Genomic DNA, 22,973 nt, shown 5'->3' with positions numbered 1-22,973 from the left:
CATGACCCGGCGCGCGCTCATAGGTCTTTTCGCCCTCTGGGCTCTGGCCGCCTGTGGGCCCAAGGGGAGCTACACCAATGTGGGTCCCGAGGAGCTCTACCAGGCGGTGGAGAGGGGGGCGGTGATCGTGGACGTACGTACCCCCCAGGAGTTCGCTGGGGGGCACGTGCCCGGGGCCATCAACCTGCCCGTGGAGGCCATCGCCCAGTGGGGGGACACCCTGCCCAAGGACAAGCCCGTGTACCTCTATTGCCGTAGCGGCAACCGCAGCCGCCAAGCGGCGGAATACTTGAAGCGGAAGGGGTACACCAACCTCTACAACCTGGAGGGAGGGGTTTTGGCCATTGAAAGGGCGGGCTTCCCCTTGGTTCGCTAGATGGATGCTTTCCAGATCGGGCCTTTTGCCATCCCCTGGGCCAGGTTTCAGGTCTTCCTGGCCCTTTTGGCCATGGTGCTCCTGGCGGAGGCCTGGGCCCGGAAGGTGGACCGCAGGCTTGGCCCTTGGGCCTATAACGCCATCCTCCTGGGCTTTGTGGGGGCGCGGCTGGGTTTCGTCATGGAAAACGCCTCGGTATTTGCTCGGGATCCCCTTTCCGCCCTTTACATCTGGCAAGGGGGGTTTAGCCCCGTGTGGGGTATCCTGGCTGCGGGAGGGTACACGCTGATGGCACTGCCCAAAAACCTTTGGCGGTATGCCCTGTTCTCCGCGTTGGCGGCGGGCTTGGTCTTCGGGGTTTTCCTGGTGCAGAGGCGAGGGGGGGAGGAGGTGCGGCTGCCCTCGGTGACCCTGGCCACCCTCGGGGGTACCCCGGTCAGCCTCCAGGATTTCCGCGGGAAGCCCTTGGTCTTAAACCTTTGGGCCACCTGGTGCCCCCCTTGCCGGCGGGAGCTTCCCATGATGGTGCGCCTGAGCCAGGAAAATCCCGAGGTGCGCTTCGCCTTCGTGAGCCAAGGGGAGGGGCCAGCGGTGGTGCGGAGCTTTTTGGAGGAGCAGAAGCTGGCCCCCGAATGGGTCCTTTTGGACCCGGAAACCCAGCTTTCCCAGGCCCTGAAGACCCAGGGCCTCCCCACCACCTTCTTCTTTGACCGGGAAGGGCGGCTGGTGGCCCGGCACATGGGGGAGCTTTCCGAGGCCTTGCTTCTGGGGTACCTTAGGGTTTTGCGCTAAGCCCCTGCCGAGAGCAAGGCCTCCTTGCCTTCCACCACCGTTTTCAGGTGCACGGGCCGGCCCCAGAGGCGGTGCAGGTTCTCCAGCACCGCCTTGGTCTTTTTGAGGTCCAGCCCCACCCCCTCGTAGGCGTGTTCCAGAAGGAGCTCCCCGCGATTCCCATAGTTGGCATCCACCAGCTCCACGATGGGGTAGCCGGCGTTGGTGAGGCGGAAGAGGAGGGCCTGTTTGGCCTCGGCGAACCGGGGGAGGTCCTCAGGGGAGATTAGCCTCTGCCTTAAGGCGAACTCCGGGGTCAAGAAGCTATCCAAAAAGCCCAGGTCCGTGTGGATGGTGCGCACCTGAAAGAGTTTTTTCAGGCCTTCCCCGGTGGGCCTCTCGTAGGTGAGCCGTTCCCCTAGGGGCAGGGCCTCGTACTCCGGGCCGAACCGCCCCTTGTCCCAGCGGTCCTCCACTTCCTTGAGGAGCAGGTAGCCCAGGCGGTAGGGGTTAAGCCCCTGGGGGGCCAGAAGCCCCGCCTGGAGCTCGGCGAACTCCAGGGCCTCCGCCGGGGAGAGGAGGGGGAGGAGAAGCCGGGTGTGCCAGTAGGTGGCCCAGCCTTCGTTCAGGATCTTGGTGGCGGCTTGGGGAACGTAGTACAGGCTCTCCTCCCGGATGATCTCCAGGATGCCTTTCTGCCAAGGGGCCAGGGGGGCGTGCCGGGCCAGGAAGCCCAGGATATCCCGGGTGGGCCGGGGAGGGAGAGGGGAGGGGCTTGCCCCCTCCTCGGCCTCCTTGGGGGGCTCGGGTGGGGGGTTCACGTAGGGGTCCAGGTAGGGGCGTACCCGCAGGCGGTCGGGGGGTCTTTCCTTGGGGGAGGCGTCCTCTTCCCTTTGGATGTAAAGGGCTTGGGGGTCGATGAGGTTTTCCAGGGAGAGGGCCAGGTCCAAGAACTCCTCCACGCTTCTCGCCCCGTGCCGCTCCATAGCCTTTTCCACAAAGGCCGCATGGTGAGCCATCTCCTCATGCATATCCTTGGGGATGGGCTTGAAGGCCAGGTTGTTCTGGAAAAAGTCCGCGTGGGCGTAGACGTGGGCCATGACCAGCTTTTGGGCGAGGAGGGTGTTCCCCCTCAGGAGGTAGGCCCGTACGGGGTGGGTGTTCACCACCAGCTCGTAGATGCGCCCAAGCCCATAACGGTAGGTTTCCCGGTAGCGCAAATACTCGCTGCCGAAGCGCCAGTGAGGGTAGCGCCGGGGAAACCCCCCGTAGGCGGCCAGCATGGCCATCTCCTCCGGGCCCACCTCTTCAAAGAGGACCGGGGGAAAGGAGAGGCCTTCGGCCAAAGCGCGCTCCCGTAAGCGTTCGGCCCAGCGGCGAAGCTCCTTGCGCATCCTCTACCCTCCCAAAAGCCGCCTCAGGGCCAGGGGTAGGTCCTCCTTCCCCCGCACCTCGGTGGCGGCCAGCCCTTCCTCCTCGCCCAAGGTCTCCTTCAGGTCCTCGAGGAAATGCCCTTGGCCGTAAGGTCCTTGCACCTGGGCGTAGCCGTATAGGGCCAGGGTGGGAAGGAGGCGCCTTAGGGCCTCGAGGGCCACCGCGGTATCCCCTTGCCAGTTTTCCCCATCGGAGAAGTGGTAGAGGTAGCGGTTGTAAAAGGCCTCGGGGTAGGGTTTCAGGATCTCCTCCGCCAGGAGGAGGGCGCTGGAAAGCCTCGTTCCCCCTCCTTCCCGGGCGCGGAAGAACTCTTCCTCGCTCACCTCCCAGGCCTCGGCGTCGTGCAGGAGGTAGCGCCTTTCCAACCGGGGGAAGTGGCGCTTGATCCACAGGGTGATCCAGAAGGAGAGGGTCTTCACCAGCCTAAGCTCCTCCTCCCGCATGCTCCCCGAGACATCCAAGGCGAAAAGGACTACCGCCTGGGCGTGGGGGCGGGGCTTGGTCTTGGGGGCCTTGTAGCGGAGGTCCTCCCGCTCGGGGACCAGGAGGGGTTCCTCCGGGCGGTATTCCCCGGTGATGAGGGCCCGCTTGAGGCTTTCCTTAAGGGTGCGGCGTACGTGGCGTAGGCCCCTAGGGCCTTTGCGGGCAATGGTGGTGTAGCGGAAGGCCTCCTCGGTAACCTCCCCCTCCCCCTTGGGCCTGAGCCGGGGAAGCCTTAGGGCCTCGCCCATGAGGTCCAAAAACTCCTCCAGCTCCAGCTCGGCCACGGGCACGTGCCCCCCGGGGCCCAGGCTCTCTGTCCCTGGGCCCCCAAGGCCCAGGCCTTCCCCCAGGGGCTCCCCGTAGACGATCTTGGGGAGCTCCAGCTGGGGCAGGGGAATGGAGACCAGGCGGCCTTCCACCTGGCCGAAGAGCTCCTCCCGGGTCAGAAACTCCCGCGCCCTTTTCTTTACCTCCCCGCGCACGATCTCCTTAAAGCGCAGGAGGTCGCGCTCAATGGGCCTCATCGTTCGCTCCGGGCAAAGATGGAGGCGGCGAACTCCAGAACCCCGCTGGCGCAGTGCTCACAGTAGCCGTGGTCGCGGATGAGGCGGGCCTTGACCACGTCGATCTTGGCCTGGGTTTCCGGGTCCACCACCCCCGAGACCAGGGCGGAAAGGCGGATGGTGTCCTTCTGGTCGTCAAAGAGCTTGAGCTCCAGAGCCCGGCGTAGCCGGTCGTTGTCCTTGTAGGTGAACTGCCTCCCTTCCAGGGCTAAGGCGCCGATGTAGTTCATGATCTCCCGACGGAAGTCGTCCTTGCGGGACTCGGGGATCTCGATCCGCTCCTCAATGGAGCGCATGAGCCTCTCGTTGGGGGGTTCGGGGGCGCCGGTGTAGGGGTTTTTCACCTTCTCCCCCAGGACGTAGGCCTTCACGTGGTCAATGTAGTTGTGGAAGAGGCGGTTTAAGGCCTCCTCGTCGGCGGCGATGGCCCTTTGCACCTCGTTTTTCACGATCTCCGCGTACTCCGCCTTTACCTCCTGCAAGAGGGCCTTGTACCGCTCCTTGGTCTTCTCGTCGGAGATGAGGGAGTGGTGCTTGAGGCCCTCCTCCAGCTCGTTCATCACCATGAAGGGGTTGATGCAGGGCTCCTCCGAGGTGACCAGGACGTTGGAGATCTTGTCCTGGATGTACCGGGGGCTGATGCCTTCCAGGCCCTCCCGCTTGGCCTCGGCCATGAGTTCCCGCACCGCCTCCTCCGTCCAGCCGGGAAGGAGCCTGCCGTCGTAGAGCTTCAGCTTTTGCATCAGGGTAAGCCCCGCCCGCTTGGGGGGTTCCAGCCGGGTGAGGACCGCCCAGGTGGCGGCCATCTCCAGGGTGTGGGGGGCGATGTGCTTGGCCCTGACCTTGCTGAAGTCCCGGCGGTAGATCTTCACCTCGTCGGAAACCCGCAGGATGTAGGGGACGTCTATTTTGATGGTGCGGTCCCTCAGGGCCTCCATGTACTCGTTGGCCTGGAGCTTTCGGTATTCAGGCTCATTGGTGTGCCCAAGGATGATCTCGTCTATATCCGTCTGGGCAAACTTCTTGGATTTGATCTTGTGCTCCTGGCTGGCGGTGAGGAGGTCGTAGAGGAAGGCCACGTCCAGCTTGAGGATCTCTATGAACTCCACCAGGCCCCGGTTGGCGATGTTGAGCTCCCCGTCAAAGTTGAAGGCCCGAGGGTCGGAGTCGGAGCCGTAGATGGCCACCTTGCGGTAGTTGATGTCCCCGGTGAGCTCGGTGGAGTCCTGGTTCTTCTCGTCCTTGGGCTGGAAGGTGCCGATGCCGATGCGGTCCTTCTCGGAGAGGACCAGGCGCTTGACCACGACCTCCTCCTCCAAGACCGCCGCCAAATCCCCCCCGTGCCGGGCTAAGGCCTCCCGCATCTGGAAGCGGCAGACCGGGCAGAGGTCCCCTTCCACCTCGAGGGGATAGGGGTAGTCGGGGTGGAGGTGCCTTAGCTCCCCTAAAAACTCCTCCCGGAGCTCCCTGGGCAGGAGGTGAAGGGGTTCCTCGTGCATGGGGCAGGGGAGGGGGCCTTCGGGGGTTTTCCAGTAAAAGGTGAAAAGCTTGCCCTCCTCCCTGCGGCTATAGGCCTCGAGGCCCTTCTTGAGAAGCCGGGCGATGGTGCTTTTGGCCGAGCCCACGGGCCCGTGCAGGAGGAGGATCCGCCTTTCCGGCCCCAGGCGGTGGGCGGCGGCCTTTATGGTGGCCACCAGGCGCATGAGGGGTTTATCCAGCCCAAAGATGGCGTCCTTGCCCTCCTCAAAGGGGTCGTCAAAGAAGCGGTAGTGGAGAAGCCTCTCCTTGAAGAGGGTGTACTCCTCCACCCCCTGGGCCAGGATCATGTCGTGGACCCGCTGGAAGCTGGTCCTGAGGGGCTTGGGGTCCTGCTTTAGGAGGCTTAGGTAATCGGCGAAGGAGCCTTCCCAGCTAAGAGCCCGGTAGGCCTCGAGGTCTTGACGGCGGCGGATGCGCTCCAGTTCGTTCATGGACGCCCTCCTCCATAGGGGCCTAGGAATGGGTTTTCATAGCTTTGCCTCTATTGTAGCAGGTTTTGCGCCAAGAGTGTGGTGCTGGTTCTAGCGAAGAGGGGGATCTTGCGCTAAAGTTTTTTAGGTTCGCGATATCTCGTAGAATCCCCGGGCGTTATGGAGGAAATGGGCCAGGATGCCGGGGAGGAGGCTTCCCGTGAGGAGGTAGGCTAGCCCAAACAACACCCCGGCAAGCCCGGTATAAAGGGGATAGGCAAAGGCCCGCTTGGGGGCGGGATGCAGGAGGGCGAAGACCAGGGCCTGAAGGAAGACCCCCCATGGCCCCAGCCAGGCTACGAGGAGGCTTTGCAGGAGGCCCCGGAAGAAGACCTCCTCCGCTACCCCCGAGAGGAGGGCCAGGAGGAGCAAGAGGGAAGGATCTGCCCCTGCCTGGCGTAGGGCTTGGCCCAAGGTGCGGTGGAGCCTTTCCGCTTCCGGGAAGGAGGAGGGGAAAAGCCGGCGGAAGGCTTCTTCCAAAAGGGCCAGGGCTAGGAGAAGGCCCAGGGCTAAGGCTAGCCCCCCTAGGCTCCCTTGGCCAAAGGGCAGCCCCAAAAGGAGCATGCCCGAGGCCCCAACGAGGAGAAGGAGCCCTTGGAGGATAAAGAGGAGGCCCAGAGGTGCGGGAAGCCAGGACCCAGGCCACCTTTTCATTCCACCTCCAGGACCAGCTTGGGCCGGAAGCCCAGGGCGTCGGCGGCCACCAGGTGGAGGGGGATGCCCTGGTACTCCTGGGGAAGCTTTTCCGGATCCGCCCCGTGTAGGTGGCCGTAGACGATGGCCTGGGGCCGGGCCTGGGCAGCCAGCTCCAAAAGGGGGGTGGCCTCTCCCTTAGGGCCAAAGGGGGGGAAGTGAAAGGCCACCACCAGCTGGCGGTAGGGCTTGCCCTTCAGATCCTGCAAGGAGAGCTTAAGCCTTTCCACCTCTCGGGCGAAGATCCTTTCGTCCTCCGGGGTAGGGGGCGGGTACTGCCAGCCCCTAGTGCCCGCCACCCCCACCCCTTCCAACACCAGGGCGTCGTGTTGTAGGGCATACATACCCTGGGGCAGGACCGCCCTTAAGCGGCTTATGGAGGGCCACCAGTAGTCGTGGTTGCCCTTTAGAAGCACTTTTTTCCCCGGTAAGGCGGCCAGGTCTAGAAGGTCGGGTAAGGCCTCCCCTAGGCGCATGGCCCAGGAGATATCCCCGGGTACGATCACCAGGTCTTCCGGGCCCACCACCTCCCGCCAGCCCCGAAAGAAGGCCTCCGGGTGGCCCTGCCAGCTTTGCCCGAAGATGGTCATGGGCTTGGGGTGGAGGCGGGAGAGGTGGGGATCGGCGATGGCGAAGACCCGCATGGGCCATAGCGTACCCTATGGGTATGGAAAAGGCGGAGGCTATGGCCTACGCCCTCAGGCTCTTGGCCAGGCAGGCCTTGAGCCGGGCCCGCTTGCGGGAGAAGCTTCGGGACCGCTTTCCCGAAGGGGAGGTGGAAGGGGTCCTGGCCCGCCTCGAGGCCATGGGCTACCTGGATGACCGGGCCTTTGCGGAGGCCTTTGTGGCCAGTAGGCGGAAGTACGGTCCCCATAAGCTCCGCCACCTCCTAAGGGCCCAGGGGGTGGCGGAGGAGGTGGTGGAGGAAGTCCTTAGCGCCTATGGGGAAGAGGAGAACCTGGAGGCGGCCCTAAAGGTCCTCCGCCGCTACCCCCGCCGCCAGGACAAGGCCAAGGCGGTGCGCTTCCTCCAGGGCCGGGGTTTCCCCCTTTCCGTGGCCTTGGAGGCCTACCGGCTTGTCATGGAGGAGGAAACGGGGTAAAAAGAGCCCATGCCCGAGGTGCGTGCGGAACGCTTCATCCAGGCCCCGCCGGAAAAGGTCTATGCCCTGGCCAAGGACCTAGAGGGCCTTAAGCCCTACCTCAAGGAGGTGGAAAGCCTCAAGGTCCTTTCCCAAGAGGGAAACCGCACCAAAAGCGAGTGGGTGGCGGTGGCCATGGGAAAGAAGGTGCGCTGGCTGGAGGAGGAGGAGTGGGACGACCAAAACCTCCGGAACCGCTTCTACTCCCCCGAGGGGGACTTTGACCGCTACGAGGGCACCTGGGTCTTCCTGCCGGAGGGGGAGGGCACCCGGGTGGTCTTGAGCCTCACCTACGAGCTCACCATACCCATCTTTGGTGGTCTTTTGCAGAAGCTGGTGCAAAAGCTCATGCAGGAGAACGTGGAAAGCCTTCTCAAGGGCTTGGAGGAGCGGGTTCTGGCCTCCTAGTTGCGCACGGGGCCCTTTTGCTCTACCATGGGCCTGAAGCCGCCCCTGTCCTTCCAAAGCAGGGTGGCCCAGGAGCTTTCAGGAGGTCAAAGTGGAAACGTTGCGCGTGTCTTCTAAGTCCCGCCCCAACTCCGTGGCCGGCGCCATTGCGGCGCTTTTGCGCACCAAGGGGGAGGTGGAGGTGCAGGCCATCGGTCCCCAGGCGGTGAACCAGGCGGTGAAGGCCATCGCCATCGCCCGGGGTTACATCGCCCCCGATAACCTGGACCTGGTGGTCAAGCCCGCCTTCGTCAAGCTGGACCTGGAGAACGAGGAGCGGACCGCCCTTAAGTTCAGCATCAAGGCCCATCCCCTGGAGTCTTGAGGCCGGAAAGCCCCCGGGCCCTGGCCGTTCGCCTCCTCCTCGAGGTGGAGCGGGGTGGCAGGGCCCAGCTGCTTCTGGACCGGGCCTTAGACCGCCTGGATTGGCCAGAGCGGGACAAGGCCTACACCACCCATTTGCTCTACGGGACGCTGCGGCATCTCCGGCTTTTGGACTTTTTCCTGGAGCCCCTTCTGCCTAGGCCCGAGGGGCTTCCACCCACCGTGCGCTGGATCCTGCGCCTGGGAGCCTGGGAATGGCTGGCCGGCAAGCCCGACCATGCCCGGGTTAGCCCCTGGGTGGAGGAGACCAAGAGGGTGGCGCCCCGCCTGGCGGGCTTGGTCAACGCCGTGCTCCGGCACCTCCAGCCCCGGGAGGCCCCGCAGTGCGTGCGCCTAAGCCTCCCCGAATGGCTTTGCCAGGCCTGGCGGACGTATTTTGGGAGTCTGGACTTCGCCCAGGGGTTCAACGAACCCGCCCCCCTCTTCGTCACCGCCTACCGTCCGGTGCCAGGACTAAGGCCTGGCCCCCTTCCCGACAGTTACCTTTGGGAGGGCCCTAAGACGGACTTTTCCGCTTTGGGCCTTCAGCCGCAGAACCCGGCTTCCCTCTTTGCCGTCCAGCTCCTAAACCCAGCCCCAGGGGAGAAGGTTTTGGACCTTTGCGGGGGTGCGGGGCTGAAGGCCTTCTACCTCGCTGCCAAAGGGGCCGAGGTGGTCTCCTATGATCTGAACCCTAAACGTCAGGAGGCGGGTAGGAGGACGGCGGCCAAGCTGGGCCTAAGGGTGGCCTACCGCACCCAGGATCTGAGGGAACCCCTTCCGGAAAAGGCGAAAAAGGTCCTTTTGGATGCCCCCTGCACCGGTACCGGCACCTTTCGCAGCCATCCCGAGCTGCGCTATCGCCTGGCTCCCCAAGACCCCAGGTGTATGGCGAAGTTGCAGCTCATGCTCCTGGAGACTGCCGCCCAGGCCACGGAGGAAGGAGGGGTGCTGGTCTATAGCGTGTGCACCCTAACGGAGGAGGAAGGGGAAGGGGTGGCCAGGGCCTTCCTTGCGGACCACCCGGAGTTTGTGCCCGAGCCCATCCTGTGCCCCTTGCCGGTGCTTAAGGCGGGGCTTGGGGTCTACGTGGCCCCGGAAGGGGGGTTGGATGGGTTCTATTACCTCCGCCTGAGGAAGGTAAACTCTAGGGCATGAAGCTGGCGTTTGTGGGCCTGGGCAAGATGGGGAAGAGCATCCTGAAGGGGGCCTTGGACCGGGGCTTCCTGAGGCCGGAGGAGGTGGGGGTGGTAGGCCGGACCCCGGAGCGCACCCGGGAGCTGGCCGAGGCCTTCGGCCTCCGCCCCCTGACCCTGAAGGAACTCGCCCAGGCGGAACGGGTGCTTCTTGCCGTCCAACCCCGGGATTTTCCCCATCTGGCCCCGGAGATGGCCCATGCCGGGGTGGGGTACATCTCCATCATGGCCGGGGTGTCCACCGCGGTGTTGGCCCGCAGGCTGGACACCCGGCGGGTGGTGCGGGCCATGCCCAACCTGGCGGCGGTGATCGGGGAAAGCTCCACCGCCCTCACCGCCTTAAAGGAGGCCAGGGAGGCCGGGGATTTGGCCTTCGCCCGGGCCCTCTTCGCCACGGTGGGGGATGTGTACGAGATCCCTGAGCACCTCTTTGACCCCTTTACCGCCATGTCCGCCTCGGCCCCCGCCTATCTGGCCCTGGTGGCCGAGGCCCTGGCGGATGCCGGGGTGAAGATGGGCATGCCTCGGGCCCTGGCCTTGCGCCTGGCGGCGGAGGCCTTGGCGGCCACGGGGGAGCTCCTAAAGGGCCGCCATCCCGCCCAGCTGAAGGATGAGGTGGCAAGCCCTGGGGGCACCACCATCCACGGCCTTCATGCCCTCGAGGCCCGGGCCTTAAGGGCCGCCTTCTACGAGGCGGTGGAGGCGGCCACCCGGCGGGGGCACGAGTTGGGGGAGGCGGAGTAGAAAGGCCATGGAGCGCTCCGGGAGGCCGCAGGGGTTCCGGTGTCTTTTGGCGCTGGTGGTCCTCCTTTCCTTGGCCCTGGGCCAGGTCCTTCCCCAGGCGGGTGGGCGGTACCGGTATTCCGACGGCGTGGTGCAGGAGCTGGTGCCCACCCCGGAGGGCTTCCGCCTCCGCTACCTAAGGGAAGGGCGGGTCTTTCGGGAAGACCGGCTCAAGGGGGGATCCGAGGGGCTTGTTCTCCTCGGGGTGGGGTTGCCCGAGGGGTACTTCCCCTTTACGCCCCCTCTCCTGGTCTACCCCTCAAGGTTGGAGGTGGGGCTGGCCTGGGGGGGAAGCGCCCAGTTCCGTGGGCAACGGGTGGCCCTTTCCGCCCGGGTGGAGGGGATAGAAGGCGTGAGGGTAAAGGCCGGAGCCTTCAACGCCTACAGGGTGCGGGTGGCCTTTACCACGGAAAGGGGCGGCACGGACCTCAAGGAGCTCTTCTTGGTCCCGGGCCTGGGGGTGGTGGCCTACCGCACGGGAGGGTCCTGGGTGGAACTCTTAAGGCTTCCCGAGGCTCCCTAGGGCTGGGCCCTGAGGTAGTAGCGGAGGATCTCCCGGTACATGCGCAGGCGGTGAAGGAAGCCCGGTATGAGCCCCCGCTTTTCCTCCTTCATCACCTGGCTCACCCCGGTTAGGGGCAGATAAAGGACCCGCCAGCCCTCCCTTTTGCCGTGGCGGGTGAGGAGGAGTTCCAGGTCGTAGCGGGCCGCCTCGAGGCCCGGCACCCTCCTTAGCGCCTCCGTCCTTAGGGCCCGCTGCCCGGAAAGGAAGGGGGTGAGGCGCATGGCGAGATCCGTGGAAAACCGGCCCCCTTGGAAGACCCCCACGGTCATCTCCGCCTTACCCTCCAAAACCGGGGCCAGAAGGGCATGGAGGTGCTCTGCCCTTAGCCCCACCAGGTCGGCGTCCAGGAGGAGGACGAAGGGGGTGGCAACCTCCTTAAGCCCTTGGGCCACGGCGCCCCCTTTGCCCCGGTTTTGGCCAAGGCGCACCACCTGGGCCCCGGCCTTGGCGGCTTCCTCAGAGGTGGCGTCCTGGGAACCGTCGTCGGCCACCACCACGGGAAACCCCGCCTCCTTGGCCACCTCTACCACCCGGGCCACGGTGGCCTCTTCGTTGTAGGCGGGGATGAGGACCGTGGCCTCCATCTAGCCTCCCAGTAGCCTTCTGAGGTCCTGGAAGGTGACCAGGATGACCAGGAGGATGAGGAAGAGAAAGCCCAGGTAGTGGACGATGGCCTCCTGTTCAGGCCGGATGCGGAGGAAGCGGGAGAGGAAGAGGATCAGGATCCGCCCTCCATCCAAGGCGGGGATGGGCAGGAGGTTGAAAAGGGCCAAGGAGAGGTTGATGGCCACGGTGAGCTCCAGGAGCCGGAAAAGCCCTTCCTGGGCGGCCCGGCCCGTTTCCGCCACGATGCCCACGGGCCCCACCACCCCGCTATCCGGGTTTCCGGCAAGCACCCCCAAAAGCCCCCCCACCAGGGCCTTCACCATCTGGGGCCCAAAGGCCAGGGTGCGGCCCACGGCAAGGCCCAGCCCCTCCAGGAAACCCACCTTGCGGAAGGCCACCTCCGGCTGGTACACCACCCCCAGCCGCTCCATCCCCTCTTGCCAGGTAAGGGAAAGGCTCACCTCCTTGCCCTCCCGCAGGACCGTGAGGGTATGGGTCCCCGGGGTCTTCACCCGCTCAATCTCTTGGGCCCGGGTGAGGGGTTGGCCATTCACGGCCAGCAGGAGGTCCCCGGGTTTTAGACCGGCCACCTCCGCCACGCTTCCCGGAAGGACTTCCATGATGGCCGCTCTGCCCGTGGCCTGGGGTACCCCTTGGGCACTAAAGAGGAAGGCCAGAAGCCCCCAGGCCAAGAGGACGTTCATCACCACCCCAGCCACCAGGACCAAGAGCTTCCCCGCAAAGGGAAGGGCGTCGTACCCCCGGCCCCGCTCCTCGGGGAGGAGGCCCTCGATGTCCGCATACCCCCCCAGGGGAATGGCGGAAAGCCGCCACTCCGTGCCCCAGGCCTGGCGCTTCCACAGGATGGGACCGAAGCCCAGGCTGAAGGCCTTGACCCGCACCCCTTGGACCCGGGCCGCCAGGTAGTGTCCCAGTTCGTGCACAAAGATGCTGACCCCGATGATGATCAGAAACCAGATCAAGCTCATGTCCACCTCTTGGCCTCCTCCCGGGCCCAGGCGTCCACGGCGAAGAGGTTCTCCCATGTTAGGGGAAGGGAAGGGGTGTTTTCCAGGACCTGGGCCAGGATTTTGGGGATGCGGGGGAAGGGGATCCGGCCGGCCAAAAATGCCTCCACCGCCACCTCGTCGGCGGCGGAAACGGCCACCTGGGCCACCCCGCCCCGCCTTCCCGCCTCGTAGGCCACCTCTAGGGCGGGGAAGCGGTTTAGGTCTGGCTCCAAAAACTCCAGCTCCCCGGGGAGGGGAAGGTTCTTTAGAGGGGTTTCCGCCCGCTCGGGGTAGGTGAGGGCGTACTGGATGGGAAGGCGCATGTCCGTGGGGCCCAGTTGGGCCTTAAGGCTTCCGTCCACGAAGCGCACCAGGCCGTGCACGTAGGCCTGAGGGTGGACCAAGACTTTGATCCCCTCCAAGGGAAAGCGGAAGAGCTCCTTGGCCTCGAGGACCTCCAGGCCCTTGTTGAAGAGGGTGGCGGAGTCTACCGTCACCTTGGGGCCCATGCGCCAGCGAGGGTGGTTGAGGGCCATCTCCGGCGTGACCCGGGAGAGGTCTTGCGGCTCCCTTAGGAAGGGTCCGCCGCTGGCCGTGAGGATGAGCTCGGCCACGTCCTCCCGCCTCTCGCCCAAAAGGGCCTGGAAGAGGGCCGAGTGCTCCGAGTCCACGGGGAGGATCTCGGCCCCATGGGCCTCCACCTCCTGCCAGAGGAGGGGCCCGGCGGCCACCATGGCCTCCTTGTTGGCCAGGGCGATGCGCTTGCCCGTCTGGGCCGCCACCCGGGTGGGGGAAAGCCCCGCAAGCCCGGGGATGGCGGCTACCGCTACCTCGGCCTCCAAGGCGGCCACTTCCTCGGGGGAGGCCAGCTTAAGCCAGGGGAAACGGGACTTGAGCTCCCCGTGAAGGCTTTTGTCCGCCGCCACCAGGGAAGGCCGCCACTCGGCGATCTGCTGGGAAAGCGTCTCCAGGTTCTTCCCAGCGGCCAGGCCCACCACCCGGTAGCCCTGCCAGCGGCAGACCTCGAGGGCCTGCCGCCCGATGGAGCCTGTGGAGCCCAAAACGATGACCCGTTTCATGTGAAGAGCACCACCAGAAAGTAGGTGAGGGGGAAGGTAAAGAGGAGGCTGTCAATCCGATCCAAAAGCCCCCCATGCCCCGGCAGGAAGCGCCCCGAGTCCTTGACCCCGCAGTAGCGCTTCAGCATGGACTCCACCAGGTCCCCAAGCTGGGCCGCCAGGGAGAGGAGGAGGCTGAAAAGCCAAAGCTCCAAAAGCCCGAAGGGAAATACCTCCCGCACCAGGCTCGTGTAGAGGACCAGGGCCAAAAAGCTCACGGCGATGCCCCCCAAGGAGCCCTCCACCGTTTTCCCAGGGGAGATCTCCGGGGCCAGCTTCTGCCGGCCCAAGGTTCGGCCCACGAAGTAGGCCCCGATGTCGGTGGCGAAGCTGGCCACCAAAGGGAGGGAGAGGGTCCAAAGGCCCAGGGTACTGTCTGGGAGCTCCCGCAACAGGGGGACGTATCCCAGGGTCCAGGGCAGGTACAAGAAGGCGAATAGGGTAAAGGCAAAGCGGGTGAGGTCTGCGCCCTTGAGGAGCTCATAGCTGAAACTGCCCAAGAGAAAGAGCCCCAGGGCCACCTCCCGCCAGGGCACCTGGGGGAAGTGCCAGTGGAGTGGGGGCAAGGAGAAAAGGAAGAGGAGCACCCCTCCGCCCAGCAAAAAGGGCAGGTTCAGCCGGATGCCCCTTTTGCCCAGCATATCCCGAAGCTCCAGACTCCCCAGCCAAAGGACGAAAACCAGGGTGGGGAGGATTAAGGGCAAGCCGGCCCACAGCACCCATAGGAGGATAAGGGCCCCTACCAGGGCGGAAAGGACCCGGGTGGGAAGGTTCTCCTTCCCCTCCATCACCCCTCCTTCCCTAGGGGCCCGGGGGCGAGGGGGCGATGCCCTTTGGGCAAACCGGCCACAGCAGACCAAAGATGGGACCCCGGGCTCTTAGCCCAGGATCTCCTCTTCCTTCTTCTCCAAAAGCTCGTCCACCTTGGCGATGAACTCGTCGGTGATCTTTTGGATTTCGGCTTCGGCTCGCTTGGTGTCGTCCTCGGAAAGGTGGAGTTCCTTGGAAAGTTTCTTGAGTTTTTCCAAGGCCTCGCGCCGGAGGTTGCGGATGGCGATCCGGCCCTCCTCGGCGTAGTGGCGGGCGGTCTTCACCAGCTCCTTGCGCCTTTCCTCGGTGAGGGGAGGGATGTTGATGTACAGGGCATCCCCCTTGTTGGCGGGGTTCAGGCCCAGATCGGAGTCGCGGATGGCCTTTTCTATGGCCTTTAGGGCGTTTTGGTCCCAGGACTGCACCACCAGGGTCTTGGCGTCGGGAGCGGTGACGGTGGCGATCTGGTTCAGGGGCACATGGGTGCCGTAGTACTCCACCTTGAGGTGGAGGAGAAGGGCGGGGTTGGCCCGCCCGGTGCGCAGGCCCGCCAGGTTGTGCTCCAGGGCCTCGAGGCTCTTTTGCATGTGCGCCCTTGTTTCCGCATAAAGCTCTTTCAGGCTCATGGCACCTCCTTCAGGTGTGGATCAGGGTACCCACCTTTTCCCCCTGGATGATACCCACCAGAGCGCCAGGTTTAAAGATGTCAAAGACCACGATGGGAAGCCCGGCCTCCATGCACAGGGTGATGGCGGTGGTGTCCATGACCTGTAGACCCCGGTTCAAGACCTCCAGGTAGGTGAGCTCATCAAAACGCACGGCATCGGGGTTTTTACGGGGGTCATCGGAGTAGACCCCGTCCACCTTGTTCTTGGCCATGAGGACCACCTCGGCCCCCACCTCCAAGGCCCTTAGGGCGGCGGCGGTGTCCGTGGAGAAGAAGGGGTTGCCCGTTCCCCCGCCGAAGATGACGATGCGCTCCTTCTCCAGGTGGCGCAGGGCCCGCCTGCGGATGTAGGGCTCGGCCACCTGGGTGATGGTGAGGGCGGTCTGGACCCGGGTGGGAATGCCCAGGGATTCCAGGGCGTCCTGGAGGGCCAGGGCGTTCATGATGGTGGCCAGCATGCCGATGTAGTCGGCGGTGGCCCGGTCCATCCCCACGCCCTGCCTCGCCCCCCGCCAGAGGTTCCCCGCCCCGATCACGATGGCCAGTTGGACCCCGGTGTCGTAGGCGGCCTTGATCTCCTTGGCCAAGGCCTTGGTGGCCTCGGGCTCAATGCCGAAGCCGTTTGCGGTCAGAAACTCGCCGGAAAGCTTAAGGAGAACCCTCTTGTACTTCATGGCAAGGGAAAAACCGGGGTCCCTTGGCTAAAGGACCCCGGGTGTCCAGCATAGCCTATGCCCCCAGCTCAAAGCGGCAGAAGCGCCGCACCACGATGTTTTCCCCAGTCTTGGCGATGGCCTCTTGGATCAGCTCCTTGACCCGGACCTTGTCGTCCTTGACAAAGGGCTGTTCCAGAAGGGCCACCTCCTCCAGGTACTTCTTCAGGCGGCCTTCGGCGATCTTCTCGGCAATCTGGGCGGGCTTACCCTCGTTGAGGGCGGCCTGGATGTAGATCTGCCGCTCCTTTTCCAGCTCCTCGGCGGGGATCTCTTCGGCGGAAACGTAGCGGGGGTTCATCATGGCGATGTGCATGGCCAGATCCCGGGCCAGGTTCTGGAAGATCTCGTTCCGGGCCACGAAGTCCGTTTCGCAGTTGAGCTCCACCAGGACCCCCACCCGTTGGTTGTGGTGGATGTAGTGGCCGATGACCCCTTCCCTAGCCTCCCGTTCCGCCTTTTTGGCCGCCTTCATGGCTCCCCGCTCCCGGAGGAGCTGCACGGCCTTTTCCTCGTTCCAACCGGCGTCCTCGAGGGCCTTCTTCACGTCCATCATGCCGGCCCCCGTGGCCTCGCGCAGCTTTTTGATGAGTTCCATCTGGCTCATGCTTCCACCTCGTCCTCACCAGGGTCGGATGCCCCCTGGACCTGGGCTTCGGCCCTCTCGGCCTCCTCCACCAGGGCGTAGGAGGGGGAGGGCTCCACCACCCCGCCCCGGGCCTGGATGATGAGGTCCACCGCCCGGGAGACGATGAGCTGGATGGAACGGATGGCGTCGTCGTTGCCGGGGATGATGTAGTCCACCAGCTCGGGATCGGAGTCGGTATCCGCCAGGGCCACCACGGGGATGAAGAGCTTGCGGGCTTCCCGGACGGCGATGGCCTCCTTGGTGGGGTCCACCACGAAGACGGCGTCAGGAAGGCGCTTCAGACGCCGGAAACCCGAAAGGTACTTCTGCAGGCGCTCCAGCTCGTGCTTCAGACGTACCTGTTCCTTCTTGGGCCGGTCCTGGATCTCCGGGGAAGCGAAGAGGTTCTCCAGCTCCTCCAGGCGGTTTACCCGCTGGGAGATGGTCTTGAAGTTGGTGAGCATCCCACCCAGCCAGCGCTGGTTCACGTAGGGCATCCCCGCCCGTTCCGCTTCCATGCGGATGATGTCCTGGGCCTGTTTCTTGGTGCCCACGAAGAGGATGGTGCCTCCCCGCATGGCCAGGTCCTCGAGGAAGCGGAAGGTGCGCTCCAGCTCCACCATGGTCTTCTGCAGGTCAATGATGTGGATGCCGTTGCGCTCCGCGTAGATGTAGCGCCCGAACTTGGGGTTCCAGCGCTTACGCTCGTGACCGAAGTGAACCCCTGCCTCAAGAAGCTCCTTAACGCTGATGTTTACTGGCATATTCCTCCCGTTCGGGGAAGGTTGGGCTTGGCGTTTCCCGTGCACCGGCCTCTTTCCCACGGGACCTTCCCCTGCCCGTGGGCTGGCCCGGCACACCTCTCCGATTATAGAGGGAAGAGGGGCTTTGCGTAACCCCCCCTTTTGGGCTATACTCCCCTAGGCTTGGGGCGGTAGCTCAGAGGGAGAGCACCCGCCTTGCAAGCGGGAGGTCAGGGGTTCAAATCCCCTCCGCTCCACCAAGTCCAGGACACGATGCTTTGCCCCCCGGTAGCAGGGCTGGGGGGTACTTTTTACTGCTTACGGGGTGGGAGGCCCGGGGTGCGGACATCCCTGGGGTGGCGTTCTTTTGGTCTTCCCCCAGGGGGTAGGCCATGGCAGGATGGGGCCATGGGGCCCAGCCTGGTCTTCCTGGGAGCGGGAAACCGGGGTCTAGCCTATGCGCGTCACGCCCACGCCCTGGGCGCCCGCATCGTGGCGGTGGCGGACCCCCGGCCGGGGCGCCTGGCGGCCTTTCGCCAGGCCTTCGGGGTGGAAAGGACCTTTGCCGATTGGCGGGAGCTTTTGCAGGCCCCTCTTTTCGGGGAGGCTGCGGTGGTGGCCTTACCCGACCGCCTGCACGCCGAGGCAGCGGTGGCCCTCATGGAAAAGGGCTACCACCTTCTCCTGGAGAAGCCCATCGCCCCCACCTGGCGGGAGGTGGAAGGGGTGGCCGAGGCCAAGAGGCGCACGGGGCGCATGGTGGCCGTGGCCCACGTGCTGCGCTACACTCCCTATGCCCGGGCCCTGAGGGAACGGCTCAGGGAAGGGGCGGTGGGCCAGGTGGTTTCCGTCCAGCACCTGGAGCCGGTGGGCCACTGGCACTACGCCCACAGCTTCGTACGGGGAAACTGGCGGAAGGAGGCGGAGTCTAGCCCCTTTCTTCTGGCCAAGAGCGTCCACGACCTGGACTGGATCCTCTTCCTGCTGCCGGGGGAGGTGGCCCGGGTGGCCTCCTTCGGGGGGCTGTACCACTTCCGCCCCGAGAACCGGCCTCAGGGGGCGGCCAGCCGGTGCCTGGAATGCCCCAAGGAGGTGGAGGGGTCCTGCCCCTTTTCCGCCAAGCGCATTTATCTGGAGGCCTACGAAAAGGGGGAGCGCGGCTGGCCCCTGGACGTGGTGGCCTACCCGGTGACCTGGGAGAACCTGATGCAGGCCTTGAAGGAGGGCCCCTACGGGGAGTGTGTGTACCTGGGGAAGAACGACGTGGCGGACCATCAGGTGGTGGTGTTGGAATACCAGGACGGACGCACGGCCAGCCTGCATGTGGAGGGGTTGAGCCGGATGCGGTTTCGGGAGACCCGCATCTTTGGCACCCGGGGGGAGCTTTTGGGGGACGGTCGGTACCTCAGGCTCTACCGGTTCGGGGAGGGGGAGAGGGTTTATGACCTGGAGACGGAGGCGGAGGGTTCCCTCCGCAGCGGGCACGGGGGTGGGGACTTTGGGCTGGTCCAGGCCTTCTTACAAGCCCTGATCCGGGGTGACGAAGGCCCCCTGGAGCCCTTCTCCGAGGCGGTCCAGGCCCACCGGCTCACCTTCTTGGCGGAAGAGGCCAGGAGGGCCCGTAAGGTGGTCCAAGTGGAAATCCCCTTGCCCTAGAGGGCAAGGGGCCTTTGGCGGAGAGGGCGGGATTCGAACCCGCGAGGCAGGTTTAAGCCCGCCTACACGATTTCCAGTCGTGTCCCTTCAGCCACTCGGGCACCTCTCCAAGTGCCAAGCCTGAGTTTAACAAGGCCCGTTTTTAACGTCAAGTAAGCTGGTGGTGTGCGGGTGGTGGTGGCCCACGAGAACCTGGACTTTGACGCCCTGGGCTCCATGGTCCTGGCAGGAAGGCTATTCCCGGGGAGCGTTCTGGCCTTGGTGGGGGGCCTCGAGGGGCCTCTAAAGGAGATCGCTCCCCTTTTGGAGGATCGTTTGGATCTGGTCCCGGCTGGGGAGCTCCCCTTGGGGAGGGTGGGCGAGGTCATCCTGGTGGACAACGCCCGGCCCGAGCGCATCGGGCCCTTCAAGGCCTTGGTGGGCCGGGTTCCTTTTCTGGTGTTTGACCACCACCCCCGGGCCCCTGGGGATGTGCCGGCGGTGGGGGGTAGGGTGGCCCAGGTGGGGGCTACGGTGAGCCTTTTGGTGCCCCTTATTCGGGAGCGGGGCCTGACGCTTACGCCTTTGGAGGCCACCTTGGCCTATGCGGGGATCTGGGAGGACACCGGGGGGTTTAGCTTTCCCTCCACCACGCCTCTGGACCTCGAGGCCGCCCATTTCCTGGCCCAGCAGGGTGCGGAGATCCCAAGGGTTCGGCAGTGGGTGCGGCCCCATATGGGGGAGGAAGCCCGGGAGGTGCTGAAGGCCCTGATGCGCACCGCCCGGGTGGTGGAGCGGGAAGGCTTCCGCCTCCTCCTTTGCCAGGCCAAGGAGGAAGGGTACGTGCCCGCTTTGGCTCCTCTCGCCCATACTCTATTGGACCTGCACGAGGCCGATGGGGTCCTTTTGGTCCTGAAGCTGGGGCGGGAGGTTCTCCTCATTGCCCGGAGCCGGGAGCGGCTGGATGTGGGCCGTTGGCTTTCCCAGGTGGGGGGCGGGGGGCACCCTCGGGCGGCCTTCGCCCGGGTGCGGGGGGTGCGGAATGCGGTGAGGCGCCTTGTGGAGAGCCTTCCCCGGTACCTGGAGCCTGAGCCTACCTTGGGCGAGGTCATGACCTCGCCCGTGGAAACCCTGCGCCCCACCACGGTGCGGGAGGCCCTCCGGGTTCTGGAGGACCGCGGGTACGGGGCCATGCCGGTGGTGGTGCCCTTGGGGGGGGAAGGGGTGCGGATTCTGGGCCTAGCCCGCAGGCGGGACCTGAGGAAGGCGGAAAGGCTAGGTTTGGCAGAGCATCCCGTGGAAGGGTTTCTGGCCCGGGCCGTGGTCCTGCCCCCGGAAACCCCCCTTTCCCAGGTGGGGCCCTACTTGAAGGAGGGAGGAGGGCGGGTCCTGGTGGGAAAGCGGCATGGGGAGGGAGTGAGGCTTTTAGGCATCTTTACCCGGACCGACCTCTACCGGAAGAAGCCTTCTTCCGAGAAGCCCTTGGGGGAGCGGATTCTGGAGGCTTTACCCGAGGGGGCCAGGCAGGTGGTCCTGGCCCTTAAGGAAGCCTTTCCCCAAGGGGTGTACCTGGTGGGCGGCGTGGTGCGGGATGCCCTTCTGGGCCGCTCTGGGCCGGATATAGACCTGGTTCTGGAACCGGGGGTAAAGGTGGGGGAGGTGGCCCGCTTCCTGGTGGAGCGCTTTGGAGGGAGCTTTGGCCTGCACTATGCCTTCGGCACCGCGCGGGTGCGCCTCTCTTTCGGCCTAGCCGTGGACCTGGCGGAAAGCCGGGAGGAGGTGTACCCCTACCCCGGGGCCCTGCCCCAGGTGCGCCCAGCCCCCATCGCCAAGGACCTGGAGAGGCGGGATTACACGGTGAACGCCATGGCTTTGTCCCTGGCCACCCTGGAGCTTTTGGATCCTTACGGGGGCCTCGAGGATCTCCAGGCCCGCCTGCTTCGTCCCCTTCACCCCCTCTCCTTCGTGGAGGACCCTAGCCGCATCGTCCGGGGGGCACGCCTGGCGGCCCGCCTGGCCTTCCGCTTTTCCGAGGAGGCCTTGAAGGCCCTGCCTCCGGCCCTCCTGCCCGAGGTGCTGAGGACGGCCAGCAAAAGCCGCCTGAGGGACGAGCTTTGGCTCACGCTGGAGGAGGATACCTTCCTCGATGCCCTCTCCCTCCTGGAGGAACTGGGGGCCCTGGGTCCCCTCTATGGGCTTAGGCTTCCGCCGCGGGAGCCCTTTGCCCGGCTTAGGTGGAGCTACCCCGAGGAGGAGGGAATCCCTGCAGAGCGGCTGAGGGTGGAAGCCCGCTTCCTCTTGCTCCTCTACTTCCAGGAAAATCCCCTGGAGAAGGCCTTTGCCCTGGGGCTTCCCAAGCGGCTTCAGGAGGCCTTAGCCCTCTTGCTGAAGGGTTCCTGGAATGAGGTGGAAAAGGAAGCCCTGGCGAAGGAGCCCCTGCGGAGCGTTTTTTTGGCCCTCTTCCCCGAGAAGGAGGGCTGGCTTATGGAGAAGAGGCGAGTCCTCATGGGGCGGGACCTTTTGCAACTGGGCCTTAAGCCGGGCCCCAGGGTGGGGGAGATCCTGCGCCAGGTGGCCGAGGCCCGGGCTCGAGGCGAGGTGAGGACCTTTGAGGAGGAGCTGGCATTAGCCCGTAGACTGATAGGCGATGGGTCTTTTTCCGTACCTCAATGACCCCCCGGTCTTCCTGGTGGCCTTCGCCTTTGCCGTTTTTGGCCTCGTGATCCACAACCTTTTCCAAGCCCACCTGGCAGACCGGTACGGGGATACGGCCCCCCGGCGCTACGGTTTCCTTTCCCTGGACCTCCGGGCCCACCTGGAGCCCTTGGGCCTGGTCCTGTTGGTCCTTCTGGGCTTTGGCTGGCCTCGGTTCGTGCCCACCGGCCTTCCGGGGAGGAAGGGGGCCATGGTGGCCCTCATGGGCCCGTTGGGTTTCTTTGTGGCCGCCTTCCTGTACGGCCTTCTCGCCCGCTTTTTGCCCTACCCCTTTGGGGAGGGGCTTTGGGTGGCCCAAAGGCTCATGCTCCTGCACGCCGCCATTTACCTTTTCCCCGTGCCCCCTTTGGATGGGGCCAAGGCCCTTTATGCGGTGGGCGGGTATGAAGCCCGGCGTTTTCTGGATCAGGTGGCCTCATACGGGCCCCTGGGCTTTATCCTCATCTTCCTGGTTCTCTCGTTTACCGGGGTCACGGGCTCGGTGGTCCGGGGGCTGGCGGGGCTTCTGGAAACCTTTTATCGGGCTTTAGGGCTATGATCGGGCTTTGGCAGCAAGACCCCTTGGCCTTCGTACTGGCCTTTGCCGCCTTGGTCTTCAGCCTGGTTTTGCATGAGCTGGGCCACGCCTACGCCGCCTACCTCTTCGGTGATACCACGGCGAAGCGCCAAGGGCGGCTTACCCTTAACCCCTTGAAGCACCTGGACCCCTTGGGCACGGTGCTTCTTCTCCTGGTGGGCTCTGGCTGGGCCAGGCCGGTGCCCATCCATCCCCCGGCCTTCCGCTCCTACCGGCTGGGCCTTTTCGTGGTCTCCATAGCCGGGATCGTCATCAACCTGGTTTTGGCCGTGCTCTTCGCCCTTGTGGTGCGGGGGATCTTTGCCCTGGATCCTGTGGGGGTGGTCCTGACCCTAACGGGAGAAGAGCAGACCCTATGGGGACTTTTGGCGCTGGCCGCTTTCTTCGCCAGCTCCATCAACCTGGTCCTGGCGGTCTTCAACCTCCTGCCCATTCCTCCCTTGGACGGCTCCAAAATCCTGCAAAGCCTTTTGCCCCTTTCCTGGCAACCCCTCCTTTGGCGGCTGGAGCAGTACGCCTGGCTTTCCTTCCTCCTTATCCTTACGGTGTTGCGGGAACCCATTCAGGAGGTGTTGCGTTTTGCCCGCAGGGTGTTCTTTGGTTTTTTCTTTGGCTAGACTGGGGCTATGCGCACCCTGAGCCTAGTGCTGGCCGTGCTCTCCCTTTTGTTACTGCTTCCGGCCCTTTTGCCCCTTGTGGGCTGGCTCAACTGGCTGGTTCTGCCCCTGGCCCTTTTGGCCGCCGGGCTTGGGGTGTTAGCTGGGGAGGAGCGAGCCTCTAGAGAAAAGGGGGGCGTGGGGGGCTACAGTCCCCCGGTTTGCAAACCGGGGATACATGGACCCCCCACATCCGCCGGGGGCTGATTTGGGGCAGGGGCCCCAAAACGGCAGACGTGCTACCATGAGATAGAAGTACGGTGATCCGCAA

General features: G+C 65.0%; 26 protein-coding genes and 2 tRNA genes. 14 read left to right on the top strand and 14 right to left on the bottom strand.

Annotated elements, in window-relative coordinates:
* The first annotated feature begins 1 nt into the window (after position 1).
* Together L0D16_RS06570 and L0D16_RS06565 are read left to right on the top strand one after the other, a co-directional pair.
* Positions 2-376 (top strand): rhodanese-like domain-containing protein, encoded by a 375-nt coding sequence (locus L0D16_RS06570; RefSeq protein WP_243030746.1) that lies wholly within the window; start codon positions 2-4, stop codon positions 374-376.
* Positions 377-1,168 (top strand): TlpA disulfide reductase family protein, encoded by a 792-nt coding sequence (locus L0D16_RS06565; RefSeq protein WP_243030744.1) that lies wholly within the window; start codon positions 377-379, stop codon positions 1,166-1,168.
* On the opposite strand, the gene L0D16_RS06560 is transcribed toward L0D16_RS06565, so the two are convergent.
* The 5 genes from L0D16_RS06560 to L0D16_RS06540 all read right to left on the bottom strand — a co-directional run bounded on the left by L0D16_RS06560 (position 1,165) and on the right by L0D16_RS06540 (position 6,973).
* Complete coding sequence (locus L0D16_RS06560; protein WP_243030742.1) at positions 1,165-2,541, bottom strand: SpoVR family protein; 1,377 nt, start codon at positions 2,539-2,541, stop codon at positions 1,165-1,167. The genes L0D16_RS06565 and L0D16_RS06560 overlap by 4 nt on opposite strands.
* 3 nt (positions 2,542-2,544) lie before the next feature.
* On the bottom strand, positions 2,545-3,588 hold the full coding sequence (locus L0D16_RS06555) for a DUF444 family protein (RefSeq protein ID WP_243030740.1): 1,044 nt from the start codon (positions 3,586-3,588) through the stop codon (positions 2,545-2,547).
* Positions 3,585-5,597: a PrkA family serine protein kinase gene (locus L0D16_RS06550; RefSeq protein ID WP_243030738.1), complete on the bottom strand. Its 2,013-nt coding sequence runs from the start codon at positions 5,595-5,597 to the stop codon at positions 3,585-3,587. The genes L0D16_RS06555 and L0D16_RS06550 overlap by 4 nt, the downstream gene beginning before the upstream one ends.
* Before the next feature lie 123 nt (positions 5,598-5,720).
* On the bottom strand, positions 5,721-6,290 hold the full coding sequence (locus L0D16_RS06545) for a CPBP family intramembrane glutamic endopeptidase (RefSeq protein WP_243030737.1): 570 nt from the start codon (positions 6,288-6,290) through the stop codon (positions 5,721-5,723).
* Positions 6,287-6,973 (bottom strand): metallophosphoesterase, encoded by a 687-nt coding sequence (locus tag L0D16_RS06540; RefSeq protein WP_243030735.1) that lies wholly within the window; start codon positions 6,971-6,973, stop codon positions 6,287-6,289. The genes L0D16_RS06545 and L0D16_RS06540 overlap by 4 nt, the downstream gene beginning before the upstream one ends.
* Before the next feature lie 17 nt (positions 6,974-6,990).
* On the opposite strand from L0D16_RS06540, the gene L0D16_RS06535 reads away from it, so the two are divergent.
* The 6 genes from L0D16_RS06535 (at position 6,991) to L0D16_RS06510 (ending at position 10,782) form a co-directional block, all read left to right on the top strand.
* Complete coding sequence (locus tag L0D16_RS06535) at positions 6,991-7,431, top strand: regulatory protein RecX (RefSeq protein ID WP_243030733.1); 441 nt, start codon at positions 6,991-6,993, stop codon at positions 7,429-7,431.
* 9 nt (positions 7,432-7,440) lie between these two features.
* Positions 7,441-7,878 carry a type II toxin-antitoxin system RatA family toxin gene (locus L0D16_RS06530; RefSeq protein ID WP_243030732.1) on the top strand — a complete coding sequence of 146 codons (438 nt, stop codon included), beginning with the start codon at positions 7,441-7,443 and terminating at the stop codon, positions 7,876-7,878.
* A gap of 91 nt (positions 7,879-7,969) precedes the next feature.
* Entirely contained in the window at positions 7,970-8,242 is a 273-nt protein-coding gene (locus L0D16_RS06525; protein ID WP_014515944.1) for a stage V sporulation protein S, read from the top strand.
* Positions 8,239-9,438 (top strand): RsmB/NOP family class I SAM-dependent RNA methyltransferase, encoded by a 1,200-nt coding sequence (locus L0D16_RS06520; RefSeq protein ID WP_243030730.1) that lies wholly within the window; start codon positions 8,239-8,241, stop codon positions 9,436-9,438. The genes L0D16_RS06525 and L0D16_RS06520 overlap by 4 nt, the downstream gene beginning before the upstream one ends.
* Entirely contained in the window at positions 9,435-10,220 is a 786-nt protein-coding gene (proC, locus tag L0D16_RS06515) for a pyrroline-5-carboxylate reductase (protein WP_243030729.1), read from the top strand. The genes L0D16_RS06520 and proC overlap by 4 nt, the downstream gene beginning before the upstream one ends.
* Before the next feature lie 7 nt (positions 10,221-10,227).
* Positions 10,228-10,782, top strand: coding sequence for a hypothetical protein (locus L0D16_RS06510; protein WP_243030727.1), 555 nt, complete (start codon positions 10,228-10,230; stop codon positions 10,780-10,782).
* On the opposite strand, the gene L0D16_RS06505 is transcribed toward L0D16_RS06510, so the two are convergent.
* The 8 genes from L0D16_RS06505 to rpsB all read right to left on the bottom strand — a co-directional run bounded on the left by L0D16_RS06505 (position 10,779) and on the right by rpsB (position 17,140).
* Complete coding sequence (locus L0D16_RS06505; protein WP_243030726.1) at positions 10,779-11,408, bottom strand: glycosyltransferase family 2 protein; 630 nt, start codon at positions 11,406-11,408, stop codon at positions 10,779-10,781. The genes L0D16_RS06510 and L0D16_RS06505 overlap by 4 nt on opposite strands.
* Entirely contained in the window at positions 11,409-12,419 is a 1,011-nt protein-coding gene (locus tag L0D16_RS06500; protein ID WP_243030725.1) for a M50 family metallopeptidase, read from the bottom strand.
* Positions 12,416-13,519 (bottom strand): 1-deoxy-D-xylulose-5-phosphate reductoisomerase, encoded by a 1,104-nt coding sequence (gene dxr / locus L0D16_RS06495; RefSeq protein ID WP_243030723.1) that lies wholly within the window; start codon positions 13,517-13,519, stop codon positions 12,416-12,418. Before dxr ends, L0D16_RS06500 begins: the two co-directional genes overlap by 4 nt.
* The gene (locus L0D16_RS06490) at positions 13,516-14,346 is read right to left on the bottom strand and encodes a phosphatidate cytidylyltransferase (protein WP_243030722.1); all 831 of its coding nucleotides are present in this window, start codon (positions 14,344-14,346) and stop codon (positions 13,516-13,518) included. The genes dxr and L0D16_RS06490 overlap by 4 nt, the downstream gene beginning before the upstream one ends.
* Before the next feature lie 90 nt (positions 14,347-14,436).
* Positions 14,437-14,994: a ribosome recycling factor gene (gene frr / locus L0D16_RS06485; protein WP_114313410.1), complete on the bottom strand. Its 558-nt coding sequence runs from the start codon at positions 14,992-14,994 to the stop codon at positions 14,437-14,439.
* 10 nt (positions 14,995-15,004) lie between these two features.
* A complete protein-coding gene (gene pyrH, locus L0D16_RS06480; protein WP_243030720.1) occupies positions 15,005-15,709 on the bottom strand; it encodes a UMP kinase in 705 nt (234 codons plus the stop codon).
* A gap of 55 nt (positions 15,710-15,764) precedes the next feature.
* A complete protein-coding gene (gene tsf / locus L0D16_RS06475) occupies positions 15,765-16,355 on the bottom strand; it encodes a translation elongation factor Ts (protein ID WP_114313408.1) in 591 nt (196 codons plus the stop codon).
* The gene (rpsB, locus tag L0D16_RS06470) at positions 16,352-17,140 is read right to left on the bottom strand and encodes a 30S ribosomal protein S2 (protein ID WP_243030718.1); all 789 of its coding nucleotides are present in this window, start codon (positions 17,138-17,140) and stop codon (positions 16,352-16,354) included. Before rpsB ends, tsf begins: the two co-directional genes overlap by 4 nt.
* A 164-nt stretch (positions 17,141-17,304) precedes the next feature.
* Here rpsB and L0D16_RS06465 point away from each other — a divergent pair.
* Both L0D16_RS06465 and L0D16_RS06460 read left to right on the top strand, forming a co-directional pair.
* A tRNA-Ala gene (locus L0D16_RS06465) sits at positions 17,305-17,379 on the top strand.
* A gap of 148 nt (positions 17,380-17,527) precedes the next feature.
* Positions 17,528-18,775: a Gfo/Idh/MocA family protein gene (locus L0D16_RS06460; RefSeq protein ID WP_243030717.1), complete on the top strand. Its 1,248-nt coding sequence runs from the start codon at positions 17,528-17,530 to the stop codon at positions 18,773-18,775.
* Between the two features lie 15 nt (positions 18,776-18,790).
* Here L0D16_RS06460 and L0D16_RS06455 read toward each other — a convergent pair.
* Positions 18,791-18,884, bottom strand: a tRNA-Ser gene (locus tag L0D16_RS06455).
* 56 nt (positions 18,885-18,940) lie between these two features.
* Here L0D16_RS06455 and L0D16_RS06450 point away from each other — a divergent pair.
* The 4 genes from L0D16_RS06450 to L0D16_RS06435 are packed head-to-tail and all read left to right on the top strand — an operon-like array spanning position 18,941 to position 22,909.
* Entirely contained in the window at positions 18,941-21,427 is a 2,487-nt protein-coding gene (locus L0D16_RS06450; RefSeq protein ID WP_243030716.1) for a CBS domain-containing protein, read from the top strand.
* Positions 21,402-22,007 carry a zinc metalloprotease gene (locus L0D16_RS06445; protein ID WP_243030714.1) on the top strand — a complete coding sequence of 202 codons (606 nt, stop codon included), beginning with the start codon at positions 21,402-21,404 and terminating at the stop codon, positions 22,005-22,007. The genes L0D16_RS06450 and L0D16_RS06445 overlap by 26 nt, the downstream gene beginning before the upstream one ends.
* Positions 22,004-22,663 (top strand): site-2 protease family protein, encoded by a 660-nt coding sequence (locus L0D16_RS06440; RefSeq protein WP_243030713.1) that lies wholly within the window; start codon positions 22,004-22,006, stop codon positions 22,661-22,663. Before L0D16_RS06445 ends, L0D16_RS06440 begins: the two co-directional genes overlap by 4 nt.
* Positions 22,664-22,672: 9 nt before the next feature.
* Complete coding sequence (locus L0D16_RS06435; RefSeq protein WP_243030712.1) at positions 22,673-22,909, top strand: hypothetical protein; 237 nt, start codon at positions 22,673-22,675, stop codon at positions 22,907-22,909.
* Positions 22,910-22,973 lie beyond the last annotated feature (64 nt).

The organism is Thermus altitudinis (assembly GCF_022760835.1).
Taxonomy (GTDB): Bacteria; Deinococcota; Deinococci; order Deinococcales; family Thermaceae; genus Thermus; species Thermus altitudinis.
Note: the sequence above shows the minus strand (reverse complement) of the source record. Positions and strands in the feature narration are given on the sequence as shown.